The sequence below is a fragment of the Evansella vedderi genome (assembly GCF_030813435.1).
In the GTDB taxonomy this organism is placed as follows: Bacteria; Bacillota; Bacilli; order Bacillales; family Salisediminibacteriaceae; genus Evansella; species Evansella vedderi.
The window spans coordinates 17,565-39,752 of record NZ_JAUSUG010000035.1; the positions used below are offsets into that span (position 1 = coordinate 17,565).

The following is a 22,188-nucleotide window of genomic DNA, read 5'->3' on the forward strand; positions in this document are numbered from 1 at the left end:
GTATAATTAGGTAAATAGTCATAAAGGGACGGGATACAATGTTAGCAAAATTAAAAAAAGTGAAATTTAACACTGACGGTAAAAATCCGGTTTATAAGGCAATTCTAGAATGTCCTAAAGGAAAGCAACTTTTTGTTCACTTCGATTACTCTTATACAACGAAGAATTATTGGCCACTAGAAGTCATTTATGACGGGAAAAGTAAAGGTGCAAAGCTAGCATGGTATACAAAAGATGTTGAAAATACGACGGTTGATAGGTTTTTAGATAAGATCGCAAAAAGGATAAATAAAAAGTATGGATACGAATTAAAAGAATAATAGAGCTAATGAAAAGGGGAGCGGTAATATATGAAAAGGAGAAGCTCTGAATTATCGAACCGAAAACGGCTACTGTTATTAATGGAAATACTAAAGAAATATACAGACTCTGATCATCAATTAACAGTACAAGAAATTGTCGAGTTGTTTGAGGAAAACTATGAATTAGAAGTTAATTCTGTAGGAATCAAAAATGATCTAAAAGAGTTAGAAACGATTAATAGTTTTGCTGTGATCCCTGATCAAGAAGCAAATGGTTTGCCAATCTATTATAGTTATCAAAATCGCCCTTTTGAATTTCATGAATTACGTTTAATGATTGATGCTATTTCCTCAGCCAAATTTATTACAAAGTCTGATACGGAAAAAATCATTGAGAGGCTTAAAAAGCTAACGAGCACATATCTAGCAGAACTACTTGAAAATCGGATTTTGCTTGCCGAACACTCTAAATCTGAAAATAACAATGTTAAATATATTATAAGTGATCTACATGATGCGATTTCTAATCAAACAATTGTTGAATTTCGCTATGGTCGCTACAACATGAACAAACAATTTGTATTAAGTAACAACGGCAATGTTTACCGGGTTAAACCTTATGCGCTAGTATGGAATCATGATTATTACTATTTAATAGGCGAATACATACCAAAGAAACAAATTCGTCATTATCGTGTTGATCGAATTGATAAAGGGATCATTAAAACTGAAGAAACGTTTTTAACTGATGTGAACTTTGATATTAGTCGGTATACCGAAAAGCTCTTTCATATGTATTCTGGTGAAGAAATTTCGATTGAAATGGAATTTGCAGCCGGCCTTGTAAATGTTGTTATTGATCGATTTGGTAGAAAAGCTGATATCCGTCCAGTTGATGATTCGAGGTTTAAACTATTTACCCGTGGCATTATTAGTGAGGGTTTAGTCCGTTGGATATTAACATGGGGTAGTGATGCTAAGGTATTGCACCCACCAAAACTAGTAGAGATGATAAAAGGTGAAGTGGAAAAAATGCATCAGAATTATCAATAATACCCTGCATATTTTTGTTAGGGGTCATACATGTAGGCTTACTATAATAAAGGTATGAAGGATAACAAGGAGGGTGTTCTGATGCGGTATCAATCAACAAATGAGCAAAATGAAAAGCTAAGTGTGACCATTTACAATGATCATTTTGGTCTTGTGAAAGAAGAAAGACAAATACATTCGAATGTACCATGTGAAGAAGTTCAATACTTAGACGTTGCTAAAAAAATAGAAACCGATTCGATTATGATAAGTGGCGTTCATGTTCTTGAACTAAACTATGACTTTGATCTCGTCAGTAAAGCAAAGTTATTAGAAAAATATTTAGATGAAACAATCTATATCTATGACAAAAAGACAAAGGAAAAGCTTCCTTTAAGGTTATTAAGTGTGAACGACGGTATTATTGGAGAACGAATAGATTCGAAAGAAATTATCATCAACCCAGAAGGAGAACTTGTCTTACCGTCATTACCAGCTGGCTTAATTGCAAAACCGGCACTTTTATGGAAAGTTCCGAAAGCGTCTCTTAATCAAAAAATTAAAGTCTCCTATCTCACAAAAGGAATATCTTGGGATGCTAATTATGTATTGAACCTGAAGGATAAAGAATTTGAGTTTACCGGTTGGGTAGCTATCAATAATCAATCAGGTACAATGTATGAAAATGCTGAACTTAAGCTTATTGCAGGTGAAGTCAATCGAATAAAAGAAATAACGCCTCTTTATGATAATAACCGGATTTATAATGATGAAATGGTTGTTTACAGTTCAGAGCCGAGCTTTGAAGAAAAGAGCTTTGCTGATCAACATATGTACACTTTAAACCGACCTGTAACAATTAAAGATGAGCAAGAAAAACAAATAAACTTTTTGAACATCACAGGTGGAAAATATCGAAGAATCTATGAGGTCGACCGGTACTCGGATAAGCCTGAGATTAAAATTGAAATTGATAATAATAAAGAAAACAACCTTGAAATACCGTTGCCAAAAGGAATCGTGAAAGTGTACCAGGCTGATTCTGATGATCTTTTAGAGTTTATTGGTGAAGATGAAATTCCTCATACAGCGAAAAAACAACCACTTACCCTCACACTAGGAAAAGCATTTGATATTGTGTGTGAATCTAAGGAAACGAACCGCTACGAGGAGGAAAATTTAGAGTTTGTTGAATATCATTACTATTTCAATAATCAAAAAGAAGAAACAGTAACAATCAAGGTAGATCATTCGATTCATGATCGTGGCTGGGAAATGGTAGAGGCAAGTCACGATTATGAAAAGACCACTTCAAATAATGTTTTATTTAACGTAGAAGTGAAACCAGATGAAGTGGCTGCTGTGTCGTTTAAGTATGTCATTGATCGTACGATTTATATAAAAAATAGAAACTAGAATAAAATACACAACCAAGACACCTACTTCTTAGACAAGAGTAGGTGTCTTTTTTACCTTGAACAAAATTGTTTGGGGTCGAGAACAGCCCTTTTAATACAATTTAATGTAAAGCATAGTATCAAAAATCTAATCGAGTATAGGAGAATGGAAATGGAGTTTTTATCAGCTGCAATACTGAAAAAAGAATTTAAAGTGGAAGCTAGTTTTTATCAAATAAAAGTAGGTAACAAAAAATATCAGTGCAGAAACAATGCCGTGATTATGCGACATGATTTTTCAAGAGATGATCAACCAGATGCAGTTATTGTGATGGCTAACCCTGGTAGCTGTAGTCCAAGTGAAAACTCATATGTAGCACCAGTCGTTCAAGGGACTATTACAAATATTGAATATGTAAGTGTGGCGGATGATCAAACACAACAGCAATTAATGCGGTTAATGAAGCTAATGGATTGGAATGTTATATCCATTATTAATTTAAGTGATCTATGTACTGGGAAAATGGATAAGTTCGGTGAAGTACTTAATGAATTAGAAGGCTATAACTTCAAGAGTCATTCTATTTTTTCAGAAGATAGAAATGAAGAAAGGGAGAAATTATTTAATGATACAAACTCTAAATTAATCTTAGCTTGGGGAGGTAATTCAATAATTAGAGAACTAGCATGTTATGCACTAACAAAACTACCTGAAGAGAGATTGGTTTATGGATTGCCTGGAACAAGTAAATGGGAATTCCGTCATCCATTTCCACGGATAAAGAGCAGGTGTGAAGCATGGCTTAAAGATATGGTCGAGCAATTAAAAGATTCGGACTCAAAATCTCAAATAGCTGCAACTAAAGATTGTAACAAATAATGAAAATCAACCCCTTTGAAAAATATATCAGGTGTACTCTTCTAGGACATTTAAAATAAAGGTACAAATGAAAATGGAGGGGTTGAGGAATGGGTTGGTTTCTTTTTGCAATTGTATGTTTTTACTTTTGGCAAAGGTATCAAAAAGAGGCTATAGAGTTTGAACGGCGTGGGGAGACAATAGGACAAGAGATTAAAAAAGATGGTTATATTTATCTAAATATTGGTGATCTAGAAAATAACGAAAACTGGATTCTAGCGGGAAAATATGAACCCTTTTATTACGTCAACATCTATGAAAAAGATGGTAATTACGAAATTAGAATCGAAGAAAGTCATAGATTAGAATCCATTGAATCAATACAATGTGAAGCAGAGCGGGAAACATATATGACCGTAAATTTTTATAAAAATATCTACTCGAAATATGGAACGGTTGTAATTGATGATGAACAAATGGAATGCCTAAAAGAAATTATGAAAACAGATCCTTATTTCAAAAAGCATTACAATTCATACAAGGATAATAACTAGGAGGAGAGTGAATAAAGCTATGGGAAATGACTGGCAAACGATTATTTCATTAGGTGCAGAGGGTGGAAGTATTACGTTGCTAGGGAAAGAGCAACATCCTGGGCAATGGGTATTTAAAAAAGCTGTTAATGAGATGAACTTCGATGATCTTGAGGACGAAACTTTTCAACCTACAGAGTCAACAGAAGAAGTCCGCACATTGAAATCTCCTTTATCTAATCTTGGTAATGAGGCTACCTCGTGGGAAAAAGCAATCAAACTACTAGATCATTATCCGTGGCCAATGCTTAATCCTCGTGAAATCCATCCTGCTTTTCGAAAACGTGTTTGGATTGCATTACAAAAGGAGGTTAAGGAGAGGTACGGTGACCGTATAGACTCTTATCGATTAAATAAATGGTCTAAACTATGTCTACCAGAATACGCACCAAAAATTGTTACTTTATCAACATGGCTCAAAAACTCAACTCATACAACGGTACTAACAGGTGCGGGTATGTCTACCGAATCTAACATCCCAGACTTTCGTTCAAAGGAAGGTTGGTGGAATAATATTGATCCAAGAACGGTTGCAACTACCGATGCGCTTAGGAACAATTATGACTTATTCCATGAATTTTATAGCATGCGGATCAACGGACTTAGAGAATGCACACCTCATAAAGGCCATGAAATTTTAGCTGATTGGGAGCATAAAGGGCATATTCAAGCGATTGCAACACAAAACGTTGATGGATTTCATTATGCAGCTGGTAACGAAAATGTCTATGAACTTCATGGATCGATTCACAAATTTCGTTGTGAGAACTGCGCTAAGTCTGCGGAAGAGGAGGATTTTTTAAGTAAAAGTAACTGTAAGTATTGTGGTGGAAAGCTCCGGCCAGGTGTCGTTCTTTTTGGTGAAATGTTACCTGAGGGAAGTTGGAGTGAATCACTTTCTCATTTTCGAAAATCAGATCTTGTTATAGTGATCGGAACAAGCCTTGAGGTTTATCCTGCTAGTCAACTTCCCCAAATGACAAATGGAAAAACCGTTTACATTAATGTCGAAGTTAATGCTCACAATCACAATTTTGATCTTATTATTGAAGGTAAGGCTGGAGAAGTCATGAAGCTAGTAGATGAGTTAGTATGACGGCATCTATTATCCTTTTAACCTAGCGTGAAGGAATAAACAATTAATTAAAGAAATGATTTTAAGTTAGTTAAATGAATTAAAGGGGGAGCCTTCTATTGGAGTTCAAAGATTATTTAGTGCAGAAACATGTATTAAAAAAAGGAGAAAGGAAGTTGAAGGAGGTATCTGTAGAGCAATATATAAGTAGATTAAAAAACATGCGTAGTGAAGGAATATATAACGAAGAAAAACTAATTGACACCGTTTTAGAAGGGAAAATCCAAGAGCGTTATAAGGATTGGAAAACGTATGTAAAGACGATTGAGCATTATCTATCATCTAAAAACTATTAAATACACAAGTGATAGACATCCCTAGTAATGAGTTTTCTGATTTATTGGGTAAGTTTAAATTTATGATTGTGAAAGGGGGGGAATAGGTTGACATTTGACGAACTTGCAAGTCGATTGAAAGAGGAGATTGAAAGTGTCTCAGGTTGTTACACCAAAACAACACCAAAAAAAGGGAGTGGATTCACTCCATATAATGTTCTTGATATCAAGTGGGGGCAGGTTGATGTAACAGATTCCAGGGTTCGAGTCGTTTTAGACCTTTACCCAGGTAGATATGAATTAGAAGAGCTTGTAAAAAGGCTACAAATACCAGAAAAGAGGAAGGGAGCACGTCAAACAGGAATGTTTATAAAACCGACAGAAAAGGCAGTTCCTTCTTATGATGCTTTGGAAATCTCTCTGATCCTCAATATTTTGAAAATGTAGATGAAGTGAAAATAAAAAAGATACTAACATTTGTAAAGCAAGCAGCGATGGAATCTCACTTCAAAACGGAGTACAGTCGTTAAAACGAGAATTTTGCGGAACTAATAAAAATGGGTTTGGGTTGGAGATATAACATATAAGGAAGGTTGGTTTTATTTAGCGTCAATCATGGATTTATATTCTAGAGGTATAATTGGTGGAGCTATGGGCCATAGAATGACAAAAGAATAGTCATTACAGCCTTAAAACGACCAATTATATCGCCCATCACTTCATAGCTAACATCTTCTTCTAACTTTTCACCCTTTTGACCTAATCACATTAATGTTATGTCTAGCACTCATAACAGAAAAATAAGAAAAAAAGGGGGGAGATTTCCGCTAAAATGAAGTCGGAGTTCACAATTTGTTCGGTTCAATATCTTGTTCAATAAGTTGGTCAATATGGTGGTCAATACACCGTTCTCGAACCCTATATCACACGTTGACTTTGGTTCAGTATCCCCGTCAGCGATTCCGTCAGCGACTGACGTAGCCACTGACGAGGATTTTGTTATCAAAATACACGTCAGAATCGCGCCATTACTGCATTCTTCTATCCTCTCAAAAACATTAAAATAACCAGGACTATATTACCCCCTGATCCTGCTAAAAAGGACCTTTTTTGCCCATGAAATGAACGCTTGAATTTAGGGGTTTTAAAGTACCTAGAAGCACCAAAAAAAAGAGCCGTTTTCTGATCTTTTTGTTCGCTTTTTCGTCTATGTTGATAGATTTAAACCTAAGACCCTGAAGGCCAGTCAGGTCTGTTAACGGCATAGCGATTGTTGTAACACAACTAGATCTACTTTTACATAAAACTTACGAAGAACAATATATTCATCGGCGTACTCTCTAACCGTCGTAACTGGAACTGTACTGTCTATTCTAATGAAGGTGTCTTTGATTCCTCTCGATTTTCAGAGTTATCTAATGGAGAAAAATGAAAAAATGAGTACATTGAGGTTAACCTTTTTATTGCGTAATAGACGTTATACTATTCAATATACAATTATATTCCACAGGCTGTCGCGATTGCTGTTGACCAAAGTCTAAATCCTCGGTAAAGATAAGAAGGGTTAGGCTTTTTCTCAGTTTTTAAAAAAGTGAACTTTGTTTGTAATTTGCCATTTTCATACTGTTAGCTTGGTTTGTCGGTGTGTTGACAGAAATCCTTTCTATTAATGTCTGATATGTTTTTTTCATTTCTTCATCAAATGTATCGTAACATTCTACACTATCTAAAACAGGAGTACCATTAGAGATTAATTCAAGGTTACCCTGTACAGCGCTTTCTTCTTGTTCTAAAGGAATGGGTGTAAATAGAAAACGTTGGAATTTTTTTGCGAATTTTATTGTATGTTGGGTTCCTCCTTTCAATGGAGTTTGAACAGGGCAAACCCCAAGAGCTAAGGCACTTTGAATACGATCTCGTTTAACAAAATTACCTTTGTTATTCTGAGTCTCAATAGGTGTCTCGCTTATTAAGAGACCATTCTTTTTCAAAATTTCTTTAGAGAGCCCCTTATTTTCAATAGGATAAATTTTTGTCAAATCTCCTGCTAGCACAGCTAGGGTTTTCCCTTCTTTCACTTGGAGTGCTCCTTGATGCGCAGCGGTGTCAATGCCGAGAGCCAAGCCGCTGACAATTGTATAATCACGTTGGGCAAAAGTGGATGCAATTTTTTTTGCAGAGGCTATCCCGATCCTTGTAGGTTTTCGGGTTCCTACAATTGCTAACATTTTATTCCCCTTTAATAATTCGAAATTTCCTTTAGCATATATAACAGCAGGAGCATCATTAATTAATTGTAACAAAGGTGGATAGTAATCACTGTTAATTGGGATAACTGTTATGTCTTTTTGTTCATGTGCTTCAATATGGCATAAAGCTTTTTCTTTAGTTTTCTGCATATATGATTGATCTGTTAGTAGTTCTTGAACGTTCTTATTTACAACTGTAATAAAATTGGGATTTGAAAGGTGGGAAAAGTCTGCACTAGGATTATGTCTATATAACTTTACGATGCCAGAATTACCCAATCCTTTGACAAGTGAAAGTGTGACCCAAAATAGCTTTGACATAGCAATTCTCCTTTGAGATTTCATTAGTAAGGAATTTTAATTTCTTAAACATATCAGTATGATACCCGGTCATACAGCACGATTCAATAATAACCGATAGTTGTAATCTTTAAATTACTTAAATTACTATTAATAAGTTTGTCTAATAAACGGTTTTTTCAAGAATTAATGTAAAAATATGCTATAATTACTATAGATTTATAGTATAAAAGTAAGAGTTAAATTGAAAGTGCTTTTTCATAAATATAGTTTAAATTACATAGTTGAGGTGTTTAGAATGGGATTAAATGATTTTGTTATTTCAAATGCTCGTCCATTGCCAGTATTTATCCTAGTGGATGCTAGCGGAAGTATGCAGGGACCGAAAATGGATATGGTAAACAATTCATTGAAAGAAATGGTTGCATCCTTATCTAATATAGAAGGTGCAAAGGGACAAATTGAAGTAAGCTTAATTAAAATTAGCGAAGGTGTGGAAGTAATTCAGCCCCTAGAAAAGGTTGAAAATGTTGTTCTACCAGAGCTTTCTGCAAGCGGGCGGACACCCATAGGGAAAAGTGTTGAAAAAGTTGTTCAAATGATTGAAGACAAGACAGTTGTTCCTGATCGTGCTTATACACCTGTAATTATACTAATTAGTGATGGTATACCAACAGATATAACAAGAGAAATGTATGATAATAGACCTATTAAAAAGGAACAGTATTTAGAATGGGCGCCTTTAAACAACCTCCATACTGCTTCTAAAAGTAGGAAATGTATGAGACTAGCTTTAGGCATAGGAGGAGACGCAGATTTTGAACTGCTCAAAGCGTTCATTAACAATGAAAAAGTACCTGTAATTAAAGCTGTAGAGGTGACTACCATTGGTAAGTTTTTTGAATGGGTAACAAGGACAGTAAGCCAGCGGTCCGTTAGTGCAAATCCTAATCAATTTGACGACATACCTTATGAAGACCTCTTTCCTGATGATGAATTGGTAATGTAATATGAAAAAACTAAATTTTCGTTCTGACTTTGCAGAGTATGTAGATGAAGATTTCACAACATTTACGTTTAATGCTATTTCAGTCAGAGGAGAGCGTCATCAAAAGGACAACGAACATAACCAAGATTATTTTAAATGCTCTGTGAAAAGTGATTTAAAATATGCAATTGTTGCAGATGGTTTAGGTTCTGCGAAACATTCACACATAGGGTCAGAAAAGGCCGTAGAGATCCTTGAGGAAATGATAAAGGCCAGTTTTCATCCATTAGCCCCTGTTTCTGAGATTGATATATACGAATTCAACAGCAAGTTACTTGAAAAATGGAAGGGTTGTTTTCTAAATGAAACACGGGAATATGATACTACATTATTATATGTCATCATTTTTAGTCACGGGGTATTAACAGGAAGTATTGGAGATGGATTAATTTTATGGTCCATGAAAAATGAAGTTGTCCATATAAAAGAAGAAAAAAATTCCTTCTCCAACCAAACCTATTCCTTGGCATCGAATCAAGCTTTAGACTATTTTAAGTTTGACTATACTCCGGTGAATTTCGAAGACGAATTGCCGATTGTATTTATCTTGACGACAGATGGGGTATCCGATGACTTAAAACCGGATGTCCTCAAACAATTACCTGCTTATTTGAATAAAGAATTGGAAGATAAAGGTGTGAAAGGGATGCAAAAAGTACTTGGAGACTGGATTATTAATTGGGAAACAGAGAATCATTCAGATGATAGAACATTTTGTTTACTTACAATAGGGAAAGCAGGAGAAAAGGCATGAAACTCTCAAAAGGTATGGAATTGAAAGACAAGGAAGGACGAACTTACGTATTGAAAGAAAAGATTGGGGAAGGTACACAAGGAGCTGTTTATGATACAGAAAATGGATCCTTTCTTATAAAAGTTGTTCGAACAGATGATGAGAAACGGGAAGAAACGATAGAACGTTTTAAATGGATCATGAGACAACGAATTCCTAAAGAAGCAAGAATTATAACACCAGTGGCTATTTTGGAAGAGCCATTCACTGGCTATGTTATGAAAAAAGCAAAAGGTCATGTCTCCTTAAATAATTTCTTATACCCAGGGACTGTATCTAGTTTAGGTGAGTGGTATAACATTGATACTGGGGGACTTAGAAAAAGGTTAGAAATAGCTGTTTTTTTAAGTAAATGTTATCGCCAGCTTCATTTGCAGGGGTTATGTTACTGTGACGTTTCCCCTAATAATATTTTGGTTGGAAGACAACAAAAATCAATAGTTTTAATAGATTCTGATAATTTAACGTCAACGAATCTTTTCTCAACTTCTGTTTTAGGAACCCCACGCTATATTGCTCCAGAATTGTTTATGCAAACGAAACAACCTAATTCTATTACAGATACATACTCGTTTGCAGTAATTTTGTTTGAGCTCTTACGGCTGGGGCATCCGTTGATTGGTGATGCCGTATTGGAAGGGACCCCTGAGGAAGAAGAGGAAGCAGTAAAGGGGAATGCTGTTTATGTAGATCATCCTAGTGACGACAGTAACCGTAATTCCACCCTCTTACCTGCTGACATTATTATAACAAAGGAATTACAGGAATTATTCCAGAAAATGTTTGTAGATGGATTACATGATTATATGAAAAGACCAACGTTATATGAGTTTACTGCTGCTTTACAAAGGGCTGAAGATCAGTTAGTTAAATGTGATAACAGTCAATGCCAGGCATACTTCTTTATGCAAGATGCTAGTCATCAGACCTGTCCTTGGTGTGATGAAATAAAAGAAGGTTTCTGCACCCTTAAGCTTGTTGAAACTTCCAATGTAACAGATGGGCTATTTGAAGGTGGAAAAAAGAAGGTCAGTAGGGAGCTCTCCAGATTAACGCTAGATAGTGAAGCAAAAGCCATTTCACGAAGGCATGTAGATTCTTTTGTTTCTCAAGATTCTGATAAGGTAATAGCTATTCTTAAAAGGATTGATAGGGATCATATTGTATTAAAGAACTGCAGTGATGATGACTTCCTTATTATTAATAAAGATACACGTCAAAGATCTGTTATGAAGCCGGACGATACTAAGAACTTAAATATTCATAAAGATAATATCTTGATTGATATTAAGAAAAACCTTGATGAAATTAATACGGTTTTTGAAGAAAATAATGTACTGAAAAGTATTGTATTTACTATAAATTAGGGGGAGTAACCGTGTTAGCTAGTGATATCAGCTTTGGTCAACAATTACAATATAATGCTGCTACGAAAACGCCTCTTGAGGAAAAATATGAGGGATTACTGGTAAAAATGGTTCACTCAGGAAACTCCTTATTTCTAGACCTTGAAGATGGAGCTACTAGTTTAGTAGAAGTATTTTTACCTGATTCAACATTCCAACATGTCATCCATGACTTGGAATATTATAAGGACGCCTGTTTAATCCGTATAGAAGGTATTAATCAAAATTCTATTCTGTTTACAACCATTAAATTTAGCGACACGGTCCATTTTAGTGAATCTGAATCTTTAAAATTTGTAATTAATAAAGCGATTGAATTTGATCTAAATAAATACGCTCCATATAAAGATCCAATCCAGTTTTTCGAGGATGAATTTCTCCTGGATGATCTTTGTTTTGTCCGTTCCAATGACAACGGAGATAAAGTTACATTAATTGGTACACAATATATGTCTGTGTTCCAGAGGACTAAACAAAACATACTTCAGGCAATTCAAATTATACCGTTGCAAAATAGAGCTGCTGTTTATGGAAAGATTCTCGTATTTAAAGGATCTATTTCGTTCCAGAATCATTTAAATAATGCCCAGCTTTCTTATGAAACAAACAGAAAGTACCAGGAAAGTCTGAAGGATACGCAAGAATTACTAAAGCTTTGGAATTTATATAGTGAGTTAGAAACAGAAGCAGCAAAAGAGCAAATTGAAGAGATAGGAAGTTTAAAATACACTTCCACCTTCAGTAGATTAAGTGATAATAACCGCCTTATTCAAGTCTTTTATATTGACAACAAGCCATCATCTTCCTTCCTAAATTCAGATGTGGGCTATGCTGTGGCCTCTGCAGGTGAATTTAATAAGGATGATATCACCAGAACAAAAAGTACATTTATTGGAACAGTAGCATCCTTATCCAAAAAACGCGCAGGTGATCAATACGAACTAACGCTAGAGTTAGAGGAAGACTCTGCTACCATACCTACTGCAGGATATATACTGGGAAGTTTTACAGGTTCGAAGATTATGGCCCAGCGAAGAGATAGGGCCCTTCAGAAAATTCTTGATGGAAAAACACCTTTAGTGAACTTGAAAGTGATTTTACAATCAGGTGCATCTGACGAGATTGTAATGAAACATAAGAAAGGTGTTAATGAAGAATTATCAAGAAGGATTTTTGGAACAAAAAAAATTAGCTTTACTGAACGGCAAAAAGAAGCTATTGGGATAGCGATTAATACACCAGATATGGCCATCATACAAGGCCCTCCTGGTACTGGTAAGACCACAGTGATTCGAGCAATTATCTCTAGGCTAAATAAAATTCATGATGGAGATGTTCGTGTTTTAGTATCAAGTGCACAGCATGATGCAGTGGATAATGCCATCGAGAATGTGGAATATGGGGGACTACCTGCCAATCGAATTGGCGGAAAAAAACAGGACAAAACTAATGTTTCCAATCAATCCATTTTAAAATGGATAGGCGAAATTTCTAATAATTGTGACGTGATTCTAGCTCGTGAAGAAAACGGTCAAGCTAGGCTCGTTGTTCGTGAGATTTTGTTGCTCCATCAAAAGATTTATAAGGACAGAAAAGATCCTGACGCTGTGCTTCCACTATTAAATCAAATGTACCCTCTTATGAGGAAGATTAGTGTGGAGCAACATTTAATTGAGCAGATGGAAAAACTTCTTAAAAATAACGGTAAAGAAAATACCAATGATAGTACAGTTGTACAAGGTGAGTCGGAAATTGTTCCTTTATTACAAAGGCAAAGGCTGACCTTTGAATCTTTTATTGATGACGGAAGAGATCAGTTAACAGAGCTTGTCCGCTATTCCCGTTCCTCCATTGAGCTGGAGATCGAAATACCTAGTGTATGGAACGAGTTAAGATTAGCAGTTGATAGTGATGAAATTAAAAATCTCCTCCCATCTTTTAAAGTATCAGTGGAAACATACCTCGATCAATTTGAAGTTAACATTGCGTGTGACTTGGACGAGGATTTATTCGAATTAGATGTGATTTCCATGCTAGATGACCTTAAATCTTACTTTGAACAACGTTTTAATAAAGGGATCCAAACGCTATCAGATATTCTTTGGGATTTTAAAGATCAACTGGAAAACCCCGGTAAAATATCTGACTTAATTAATAAATACACCAAAATAAACGCAGCCACCTGCCAGCAATCTGTATTAACTAATTATTCAGGTCTTAAAATAAAGACTAATACAGAATATGACTATGTGATTATTGATGAGGCTGCAAGGGCGAATCCGTTAGACCTGCTAATTCCTATGAGTCTAGGAAAGCATATTATTTTAGTAGGGGATCACAAGCAACTACCTCATTTGCTAGAAGATGAAGTTGTAAACAGTTTATTAGAGCATAAAAATGATCCTGAAATACGAGAATTATTAAATGAGCCTTTGTTTTCCAGATTATTTAATATGCTGGAAAAAACAAAACTCACTTCCCACAAACGGACAGTAATGTTAGTAGACCAATATCGAATGCACCCTAAAATTTCAAAATTTGTAAGTGATTGCTTTTATGAAGGTGCTCTTTTGTCCACTCACGTAACAGAAGAGCAAAAAGCACATAATTTACAACGTTACAACTATTCACCTATTGCCTGGATCAATGTACCGAAATCAAATGGAAAAGAGTATTCAGTTAACGGTCAAAGTAAAAGCCGTAAAAGTGAGCTAGAAAAAGTGATGAAAGAAATCAATGGTGTATTAGATGGGAACCAGGATTATTCGATTGGGATTATTACGTTTTATAAAAAACAGGCATTAGACTTGCAGGATGAAATATCTAAATTATCTTTACAGGATCAAAGCCGCATTGAGGTAGGTACGGTGGACTCCTTTCAAGGAAAAGAATTTGATGTTGTAATCTTATCCACTGTCCGATCCAATAATCATAGAGATAAAAAGAAAAGAGTAGGTTTTTTAGATTCAAGAAATCGTTTGAATGTAGCCTTTAGCCGTGGCAAAAGACTGTTAATTGTTGTGGGAGATGCAGAAACGGTTGCATTAGATGAAGGAAAGATTGTAATTCAAGAATTGTATGATTTTTATCAGCTTTGTAGAAAAGAGGGTTATTGTGAGTAGACATTGCTACAGTGTAGATTTAGGAAAGAGCCCTGTAAAGCCCCATTATTTTCATAGACAAGTTGCTTGGCCTGTTTATGCTTGGAAAGCCATTTTACCTTCCGTATTAAAGGATAATCTAGATATTTTACAAAAGCTCATTTTATCTTTTGCAAAAATTAATAAACTGAAGGATGCTACAACTCTATATGAACTAGGTCTATCTAAAGAGTTAGTGCAAACTGTTAAACGATCTTGTATTTCCTATGGTTATTTAGACACAGATAGCCGATTAACAGATAGCGGCAATAAGCTTCTAATGAACAGTATGAATATCGAACAGGATATGCTAATGAATTATGAACATGTCTATATTTTTAGAGATGCTTTAACGGGGGATATAATTCCTAACTTTAATGTGTCTGAAATACCAAGGGAAGAAAGGAAGGAATATGATTTTATCCTTGAAGAAAGTAAAAGTTACCGTAATTTAAAGCCAACCTTTGTTGATATTGGACAAGCCTTGAAACGACGCAAGCAAATAAATAAATTTGCAGAAACCATACAAAAGGATTATGCAAATGAAGAAGTGGAAGCGGAGCAGTTTAGTGACTTGGATGAAATGGATTTATCTGTTGAGGAGGTTGACTGGGAGTCGGTTAATGACGAAGGAATGGTAGACGTACCGACTCTAGCAGAAAAAGAGGCAGCGGAGGAAAAGAAAGTAGGGGAAGGAAAAACGACGGTTAAAATTATCAGTAATAAACCAGATAAGATTTTCCTTAGTGCCAATATATATATAGACCCCGATATGCCTGAAAGAATAGGAATTACCTCCCCATTTGGTGAACACGAAGACGATTGGTTTACGAAACATATGCTAATGCATATTCGAAAAAGCGAAAGTTTAAAGGATATCGTGGAGTTTTTCATGGAAGAAGCGAAAGAGGAGTTAAAGGACAAATTTCCATTTAACAACCATTTAGAGATTGAATTATTCAATAAGTATCCTTTTATTGCAAACTATGACGAATGGCAGCCTCTAAGAACTCACATTGAAGCTACTACTAGGGCATATAATCGATTAATTCAAGGCCACGAGGATTATGATACATTTTATATGCGTGCTCAAAGAACACTAGAAGGGGTTTTAAAATATTCCATTGAAAAATTACCAAATAAAATGGAAGTGATGAAACCTGTTACCAAATATAGCTTTAAAGATACTATTAAAAGCATTGCTGAAGAGCTACGGATTGAAATACCTGCTAACTTTGAAAGCTCTGCTTTTTATGAGCGATTATTGCAGGTTTCTAGAGGAAAAGGTATCTCCAGTAAAGACAGATCTCTCTTTTTAGCATTTGATGCTTTTTATAAAGGTGATGAGTCCCCTTCATTATTACTATTAAGGAATGTACCTGACTTTTATAAACGTATCAATCTCATTACAAACATACGAAATAAATCAACACATTATAATGAAGAAACTATTGAAAATGAAAATTTTGAGTTTTTAAAACGAGAGCTTGATATTTTATTAGATAGTTTAATATCACATTACTTAATCTCAAGGAGCTAATCAGATGGCAAAAAGAAATAAGATGTTTCAAAAAAATAAACAACAGACAAATCAAGAAAAGACAAAACAAGAAATGAAGAAAGAACTTGTAGAACAAGCTAAGCAGGAAAAGGAGAAAGAGCTGTTAAAGGATGAGCGTATTCAAGAAAAGATTCAAGAATATGAAGATAAAAAAGCCGTATGTGAACGTCAAATAAAAGAAAAAGAAGAAGAATTCAAAAGAAAAAGCGTTGAGCTGGAAAATAAGTATGAGGAACTTAAAAATAAGTTAAAGAGGGAAATAACGGACCAAGAAGAGCTGCTCCAACTTGAGAAGTCGACTCTACTAGAAGAAAGGCGTAAGATTGCTGAAGATCGGGAAAAAATGATTGATGCACTAAAAGCTGAAGAGAAAAATATTCAAGAGACGTATCGACAAGAGCTCCATACCATTTGGGAAGGAGATTTGCAGAAAAAGCTCAAGGAAAATCAAGACATTGTTGTAAAGGCTGAGCAACAATATCAAGAATCATTAAAGAAAAATGAAGAACTCCTTACTAAGGCAAGTGAAAAGGTATTGGCTGCGCAGGATGAAGCCCATCAAATAAAACTAATGGCAGAAAAAGAAAGATTAAAAATTGTTCAGGCTTCACAGGAAAGGGTAGAAACGGAGTACCATCAACTTTTAAGTGATTTTGAAATAAAAATGATAACCTTAGTAGAAAAGGAAGCTGCATTAAAGAAACGAAAACTGGAAGTGGAGCTGCAAGAAGAAGACATATCATTTATGAAGCAGGAGCTTGTGGAAAAGCGGAATTATTATGAGACAAAGCTAAAAGAGCTTTCTCCTAAAAAAGTGGAAGAGCTTCAGTTTGAGATAAAGTCAATACAAGAGCTTCGTCAGTTAGACCAAGAAATCATAGAAAAGCAAAAAGAGGAGCTTCGCCATTTATCCAGATTCATTCCAGAAGATGAATTAAGGTCAGTCAATACCATTGTGGAAGAGTTGGATTCTGTTCGACGGGAGAATTTGAGATTAAAAGATGAACTTGCTCAATACCCTTCACAAGAGGAGTTACTTTCATTAAGAAACAGTGCAGATAAAGTGGTGCTATTAGAAGACAAACTCCAAGAAGAGCAACGTTTAAAGCTGGAGGCTCAAAATAAAGCAGACTCCCTAAGTATAGGTGTCTTAGAATTAGAGCAAACGAAACGTGTTGCCGAAACCTTAAAGACATTAAATTCCCAGCTACAGGAAGAACTTAATAAAATCAATGAAGTTTATAAATCCTCTACTCAAAGCAAGTTCCCTAGTTTGATAGAGATAGACCGACATATTGCATCTCAGGATATTATTCGTCCTACCAATACAAAAATGGATTTAAAAGAATTAGTAAAATATTTGAGAAATTACGGTGCAGCACAGCTGGGTTTATATTATTCTGAAAAGACAATTCGCGCGTTTATTGCGTCGTTAGCAGCATCAAAGTTATTAATTTTACAGGGACTAAGTGGGACAGGTAAGTCAAGTCTCCCTAGACTCTTCAAAGAAGCGTTACAAATAGAAAATACATTAGTCCCTGTTCAGCCTTCATGGCGTGACAACCGGGAATTATTAGGGTACGACAATGACTTTACGCGTAGGTTTAAAGAAACCATCTTCACAAAGAAAGTGTATGAAGCCTCAGCAACTAGTAATCGGGAAAAAGTATACTTTATAGTGTTGGACGAAATGAACTTGGCCCGAATTGAATATTATTTTGCTGACTTTTTAGCTGTTCTTGAAGAGAATCCAGAAAATTGGGTAATTCCATTGGTCTCAAATAATGATGAAACAAATATTGAGAATAGACCCACCTATCTCGTTGAAAATCATACGAGTTTGTTTGTAACACCAAACATTTGGTTTATCGGAACAGCGAATAGGGATGAATCCACCTTTGGTATTACAGATAAGGTGTATGACAGAGCACAAATATTGAATTTCCATTCACGTGAAGAAGAATTTCAGGCAGATGCTCCAAAGCAAGTAAAGATTTCGTTTAGTGAATTCAGTGGTTTATTAGAAAACGCTCAGTTACAAAAGGAGCATGGTCTTACTTCTGAGGAATGGGCACAAATTGATTTGATTGATGAATTTTTACGCATTAATTTAGAAATCACTTTCGGTAACCGGATAAAAATGCAAATGGAGAAATTTGTTTCTGTTTATGTTGCGGCCGGCGGAACTAAACTAGAGGCTATTGACCATCTGATTGCTCATAAAGTACTGCGTAAATTAGAAGGAAGATACGAGACTTATTTAAAGGACAGTTTAAAGGAGCTAACTGAACTAATTGAAGCGGAATTTGGTCAACAGCATTTTACTGAGTGTAAAAGTTTAATTTCACAAAAAATAACACGTTTAGGTGGCTAATTTTATGAAATTAGTAATAAGAAATAGTTCAGGTTTCAGTCAGGGGTTGTCTAATAAAAGTCAGACAGTCCGAATTTCCAGCTTATTTAATTACTTGGAGTTAACTTTAGGGGAAGAAAAGCTGTATGAAGTTTCCATTAACGATACTCTGTTTGCTTTTGAAAAAAACGAAGATGGTAACTATATCATTCCGTGTTATATGAGCAGAGAAAATCATACAACTCTTCAATTAACTATAGACCATAAGACAATTCGCATCGTTCTAAAATTTGCGGAAGAACTATTTGTCGGTGAGTCTTTAATTGATAGCCTTGCAGACTTTCACCGAAGTGTGTCAGAGTGGCTCCAAGATGAGCAAAAATCAATGGAACAATTAATAGAGGCCATTAGAGTGGGTGATATTCATTTACTCCAAATGATCAATCCTTTAACTGGATTGGATGATGAATCGATTTTAGAAGATGTCTATAAAGTATTACCATTTGCCTTGGATATTTGTACGAAGCCAAGACAACATTTACGCATGGAGGAGGAAGTTATGGACGTGGAGTTAGTGAAGCGGGTGACTCCCTCCTCACTACAGCATCTAGCTTCTCACTCTGAGCATTGGCGGTCGCGGACATTTTCTGGTTTAATTCCCTCAAGATTAAAGGCAGAAATATATGAAGATGAAATAAATATCTATGAAAATATATTTTTTAAAATGGTAATAGAAGCTATTTTAAACTATGTCGTTAAAAAACATGAACAAGTGAAAAAGGCTATTTCCCAAAAGGATACTTTGCATGACTGGGAGTTCTACGCTGGAGAAATTAATGATTATCATAAATTAGAAATGTTGAGAAGCTTATTACCAGAATACGATAGTGAGTCTGAAGAAGGCGTCAGAAAACAGTTCAAGGAACTGGAGAGTATGATTTCTTCCATTGAAAAGCAATTATCGTCGGTAATTTCCACCCCCTTTTTTCAAGGATTGGATGCAACAAAACGTTTAGAGCTTCCAATCCAGCCTACAAATATCATTAACATGGATAACAGGTATAATGAACTTTTTAAGGTGTGGAATAAATTATTAATGCTTAATAACAAGACTCAAGAGGATCTAACTGGGGCCAGTATTGTAAAGGTTGATGAATATTACAAGGCTTATGTACAGGTACTAAGTATTTATTCCTTGCATTTACTGGGATACGAATTTCATGAAGCTTCCTATCTTGAACTAGACAGTGATAAGACCGTCAACTTCAATGCTACATTTAGTAATGACTATGCGGTTGTGAATGTACAAAATCACCGGACAGAAAATGACGATATTATATCCTTTAAGATGGAAGAATCTTTATCATTTGAACTAAATGTACCAAAGTCCTTTCCTGTATCATTAAAGGATTATGAGGAAGATAAAACCTTTAAAGAGATATGGAGAGAACAGAAGCAGATTTTAGTTTTTCGAAAAAAACCAAGTAGTTCCCTTATACGTAAGCTAGAGCAGGTTATAAAGAATTATACAGAGGAACAAAAGAATATTTCTACCAAGGAAAAAGTTCAATTAAATAAATTGGATTTAGAATGGAGAAAAACATTATCGGAAAAATTAACTATTATACCGGAAAACCGTACTTTTGATTTAAATCTTCATATACTTTTTAGTTACTTAGGCAAATCAGAGAAAAACCTTCAAACATACACTGATCAAATACTAAACTCAGTTCAATCAACATCCCCATCGCAACCTGGTTCAGACATTTTCTTGCTTCCGGTCAATATGGATGATTTCTCAAAGGTTGAAAATGCTGGTTTATTACAACGATTAATCAATTTTGGAGAAGCCTTTACAGAACGCGATGCAGAAAAATACGGGGATTACAGAAGAGGTATATTGCCGGTTAGTCAAACAGACTTACGATCTATTCAACGTTTAAGTAAGTTGTTTAATTTGTTTATTTACCGCCAACTACTACATTGGGGAACGAACTTTAATGAATGTCCAAATTGCAAATCAAAAAATATAAGCAAACTTGATGAGCATTCTTGGCAATGCAGGGATGTCAATTGTCATTTAGTTTGGGGAACGACCCGCTGTTCCACTGGTTGTCATGAATTCTTTGAATGGATGAAACCAACTATTAATCTAAAGTTAGCAAAACAACAATCTACCAATACAAAAGGTTATCATTTAGACAAGCTTTTGTTAAATGAAATGTTATTTGACCGATCCGTTATTACTGCTTTTGATTATCAAGTGGATAAACAAAATGAACTATCTTATTATCCAAGGTGTCCCAAATGCGGGAAATCATCATTTAATTAAGAGAGGCACACTTTATGCTTTCATTTACAGTAAAAGTACAACATATAATAATGGACTATCATTCCTTATTAAAGGAATATGAATCTGTGGTACTGAATGACTTAATTAATTCTCTCTCAAAAAAATATAAGGTGATAATTTTAAGTGAATTAAAAGATTTTCAAGGGGAGCAAAAACTGGAAGTCTTTACAAAAATCAGGTCTATAGATCAATTAATGGTACCAGGAACCTCCACGGTGTTATTAACTGGGGATACAAAAAAACTGCAAGCCTTTCATTTGAAAAATATCTCAACTATATTAATGGGAGAAAACGTCAGCAGAATGATTACAGCGGAGGGTATTTATAGTCTCCCAGATTTAATATTATCTTTGGAACGTGTAAAAGGATTTTTACTGTATAACATGGATTTTGGCTATCGAAATGAAATTGCAGTGGAGAATTATTTAAAAAAATCAGGTAATAGTGTTCTTCAGAAACCGAAGGGACTATTATATGTGGCAGGAGAAATGGAGCATCAACTGTATAAAAATATAAAGGCCGAGTTGATTGTACCGGGAAGGTTTTTTACAAAAGGGGATACAAGGGCATATGCGGACGTTTTAACTTTATATTTACTCAAATTTAAAGATGAAAAATCATTTGCGGTACAGGTGTTTGCTGAATCCTTAAAAACCTGTTTAGACTTATTAAAGCAAAAACAAACATTTGATATCATTACAACAGTTCCGTCTAGAACGAGCATAAATAAACTCGATTCTATTTTTTATCAGCCTGCATTAATGGAATTTCGAAATAAAGTACATTTAAACCTTTTAAAAGTAGAGACCAAATACAAACAGCAAAAGTATGCAGGAAATAAGTTTAACAGAGCTCATAATGTTCATAATAAAATTTCTTTTACAAAACAAATCAATGGACATGTTTTGTTAATTGATGATATTTATACAACCGGTGCTACAACATTAGAATGTGCTCGAATGCTCTATCAGGCTGGAGCCAAAAGTGTCACGATTTTACCGTTTGGTGTAACCCAGCATAAGGTTACAACGAACATTAGGAAACCTGTATTAGGTTCTGGTGGTGACATATATAACCTAAGGTTAAATAATCAAACTGGGGAGCCATTCTGGGTTTCAGCAGGTAGTAATTATGAGGAATATCATCAAATTCGTAATTATTATTATGGTCAATAATATTTATTAGTAAATTTTAAGGTAGGACTGAGATTATCGTGCCTTGTATTAAATTTAAGTAAACAAGCCAAAGTATGAATTATTTTTTTCATATTTTGGCTTTTGTTATAAAAATATAAATTATCACTAGCATTGCATTAATTAAATCAGATGATTCATAATACTTAAAATCTTCGATTTTTTAATGGTTATACAACAAAAAAATCCTTTACAATGG

General features: G+C 34.9%; 17 protein-coding genes and 1 pseudogene. 17 read left to right on the forward strand and 1 reads right to left on the reverse strand.

Translation table 11 applies throughout. The annotated features are described in order from the left end of the window. Positions 1 to 38: 38 nt before the first annotated feature. From J2S74_RS25880 to J2S74_RS27505, 9 genes and pseudogenes are all read left to right on the forward strand, one after another. On the forward strand, positions 39 to 320 hold the full coding sequence (locus tag J2S74_RS25880; protein ID WP_307332198.1) for a hypothetical protein: 282 nt from the start codon (positions 39 to 41) through the stop codon (positions 318 to 320). A gap of 30 nt (positions 321 to 350) precedes the next feature. Then, a complete protein-coding gene (locus tag J2S74_RS25885) occupies positions 351 to 1,355 on the forward strand; it encodes a helix-turn-helix transcriptional regulator (RefSeq protein ID WP_307332202.1) in 1,005 nt (334 codons plus the stop codon). A gap of 81 nt (positions 1,356 to 1,436) precedes the next feature. Continuing rightward, entirely contained in the window at positions 1,437 to 2,750 is a 1,314-nt protein-coding gene (locus J2S74_RS25890; RefSeq protein WP_307332205.1) for a DUF4139 domain-containing protein, read from the forward strand. Positions 2,751 to 2,903: 153 nt separating this feature from the next. Further along, positions 2,904 to 3,611, forward strand: coding sequence for a hypothetical protein (locus tag J2S74_RS25895; protein WP_307332207.1), 708 nt, complete (start codon positions 2,904 to 2,906; stop codon positions 3,609 to 3,611). A gap of 89 nt (positions 3,612 to 3,700) precedes the next feature. Then, positions 3,701 to 4,144, forward strand: a complete 444-nt coding sequence (locus J2S74_RS25900; protein WP_307332210.1) for a hypothetical protein — start codon at positions 3,701 to 3,703, stop codon at positions 4,142 to 4,144. 7 nt (positions 4,145 to 4,151) lie between these two features. Next, positions 4,152 to 5,279: an SIR2 family NAD-dependent protein deacylase gene (locus tag J2S74_RS25905; RefSeq protein ID WP_307332212.1), complete on the forward strand. Its 1,128-nt coding sequence runs from the start codon at positions 4,152 to 4,154 to the stop codon at positions 5,277 to 5,279. A gap of 98 nt (positions 5,280 to 5,377) precedes the next feature. Further along, the gene (locus J2S74_RS25910) at positions 5,378 to 5,614 is read left to right on the forward strand and encodes a hypothetical protein (RefSeq protein ID WP_307332215.1); all 237 of its coding nucleotides are present in this window, start codon (positions 5,378 to 5,380) and stop codon (positions 5,612 to 5,614) included. Positions 5,615 to 5,701: 87 nt separating this feature from the next. Continuing rightward, positions 5,702 to 6,040 (forward strand): hypothetical protein, encoded by a 339-nt coding sequence (locus J2S74_RS25915; protein WP_307332218.1) that lies wholly within the window; start codon positions 5,702 to 5,704, stop codon positions 6,038 to 6,040. Positions 6,041 to 6,154: 114 nt separating this feature from the next. Then, a pseudogene (locus J2S74_RS27505) lies at positions 6,155 to 6,297 on the forward strand (DDE-type integrase/transposase/recombinase); the annotation flags it as partial. An 879-nt stretch (positions 6,298 to 7,176) separates the two neighbouring features. Here J2S74_RS27505 and J2S74_RS25925 read toward each other — a convergent pair. Next, positions 7,177 to 8,163 (reverse strand): DNA-processing protein DprA, encoded by a 987-nt coding sequence (locus J2S74_RS25925; protein WP_307332221.1) that lies wholly within the window; start codon positions 8,161 to 8,163, stop codon positions 7,177 to 7,179. Positions 8,164 to 8,440: 277 nt separating this feature from the next. Here J2S74_RS25925 and J2S74_RS25930 point away from each other — a divergent pair, with 277 nt between their 5' ends. From J2S74_RS25930 to J2S74_RS25965, 8 genes are read left to right on the forward strand one after another with little or no spacing between them, the layout of a single operon-like run. Next, a complete protein-coding gene (locus J2S74_RS25930; RefSeq protein ID WP_307332223.1) occupies positions 8,441 to 9,151 on the forward strand; it encodes a vWA domain-containing protein in 711 nt (236 codons plus the stop codon). Position 9,152: 1 nt separating this feature from the next. Further along, positions 9,153 to 9,944, forward strand: a complete 792-nt coding sequence (locus J2S74_RS25935) for a PP2C family serine/threonine-protein phosphatase (RefSeq protein ID WP_307332225.1) — start codon at positions 9,153 to 9,155, stop codon at positions 9,942 to 9,944. After that, on the forward strand, positions 9,941 to 11,350 hold the full coding sequence (locus tag J2S74_RS25940; RefSeq protein ID WP_307332227.1) for a protein kinase domain-containing protein: 1,410 nt from the start codon (positions 9,941 to 9,943) through the stop codon (positions 11,348 to 11,350). Before J2S74_RS25935 ends, J2S74_RS25940 begins: the two co-directional genes overlap by 4 nt. An 11-nt stretch (positions 11,351 to 11,361) precedes the next feature. Continuing rightward, positions 11,362 to 14,511, forward strand: a complete 3,150-nt coding sequence (locus tag J2S74_RS25945; protein ID WP_307332229.1) for an AAA domain-containing protein — start codon at positions 11,362 to 11,364, stop codon at positions 14,509 to 14,511. Beyond that, positions 14,504 to 16,069, forward strand: coding sequence for a hypothetical protein (locus tag J2S74_RS25950; protein WP_307332232.1), 1,566 nt, complete (start codon positions 14,504 to 14,506; stop codon positions 16,067 to 16,069). Before J2S74_RS25945 ends, J2S74_RS25950 begins: the two co-directional genes overlap by 8 nt. Before the next feature lie 4 nt (positions 16,070 to 16,073). Beyond that, on the forward strand, positions 16,074 to 18,464 hold the full coding sequence (locus J2S74_RS25955; protein WP_307332235.1) for an McrB family protein: 2,391 nt from the start codon (positions 16,074 to 16,076) through the stop codon (positions 18,462 to 18,464). Between the two features lie 4 nt (positions 18,465 to 18,468). Further along, positions 18,469 to 20,775, forward strand: a complete 2,307-nt coding sequence (locus J2S74_RS25960) for a DUF2357 domain-containing protein (RefSeq protein ID WP_307332237.1) — start codon at positions 18,469 to 18,471, stop codon at positions 20,773 to 20,775. 14 nt (positions 20,776 to 20,789) lie between these two features. Next, on the forward strand, positions 20,790 to 21,971 hold the full coding sequence (locus J2S74_RS25965) for a hypothetical protein (protein WP_307332239.1): 1,182 nt from the start codon (positions 20,790 to 20,792) through the stop codon (positions 21,969 to 21,971). Positions 21,972 to 22,188 lie beyond the last annotated feature (217 nt).

What these genes read in the sequence shown, in the direction of transcription:
- J2S74_RS25960 (WP_307332237.1), top strand. Translation starts at nt 18,469, where the DNA reads ATGAAATTAGTAATAAGAAATAGTTCAGGTTTCAGTCAGGGGTTGTCT.
- J2S74_RS25900 (WP_307332210.1), top strand. Translation starts at nt 3,701, where the DNA reads ATGGGTTGGTTTCTTTTTGCAATTGTATGTTTTTACTTTTGGCAAAGG.
- J2S74_RS25930 (WP_307332223.1), top strand. Translation starts at nt 8,441, where the DNA reads ATGGGATTAAATGATTTTGTTATTTCAAATGCTCGTCCATTGCCAGTA.
- J2S74_RS25890 (WP_307332205.1), top strand. Translation starts at nt 1,437, where the DNA reads ATGCGGTATCAATCAACAAATGAGCAAAATGAAAAGCTAAGTGTGACC.
- J2S74_RS25925 (WP_307332221.1), bottom strand. Translation starts at nt 8,163, where the DNA reads ATGTCAAAGCTATTTTGGGTCACACTTTCACTTGTCAAAGGATTGGGT.
- J2S74_RS25955 (WP_307332235.1), top strand. Translation starts at nt 16,074, where the DNA reads ATGGCAAAAAGAAATAAGATGTTTCAAAAAAATAAACAACAGACAAAT.
- J2S74_RS25880 (WP_307332198.1), top strand. Translation starts at nt 39, where the DNA reads ATGTTAGCAAAATTAAAAAAAGTGAAATTTAACACTGACGGTAAAAAT.
- J2S74_RS25885 (WP_307332202.1), top strand. Translation starts at nt 351, where the DNA reads ATGAAAAGGAGAAGCTCTGAATTATCGAACCGAAAACGGCTACTGTTA.
- J2S74_RS25895 (WP_307332207.1), top strand. Translation starts at nt 2,904, where the DNA reads ATGGAGTTTTTATCAGCTGCAATACTGAAAAAAGAATTTAAAGTGGAA.
- J2S74_RS25935 (WP_307332225.1), top strand. Translation starts at nt 9,153, where the DNA reads ATGAAAAAACTAAATTTTCGTTCTGACTTTGCAGAGTATGTAGATGAA.
- J2S74_RS25940 (WP_307332227.1), top strand. Translation starts at nt 9,941, where the DNA reads ATGAAACTCTCAAAAGGTATGGAATTGAAAGACAAGGAAGGACGAACT.
- J2S74_RS25965 (WP_307332239.1), top strand. Translation starts at nt 20,790, where the DNA reads ATGCTTTCATTTACAGTAAAAGTACAACATATAATAATGGACTATCAT.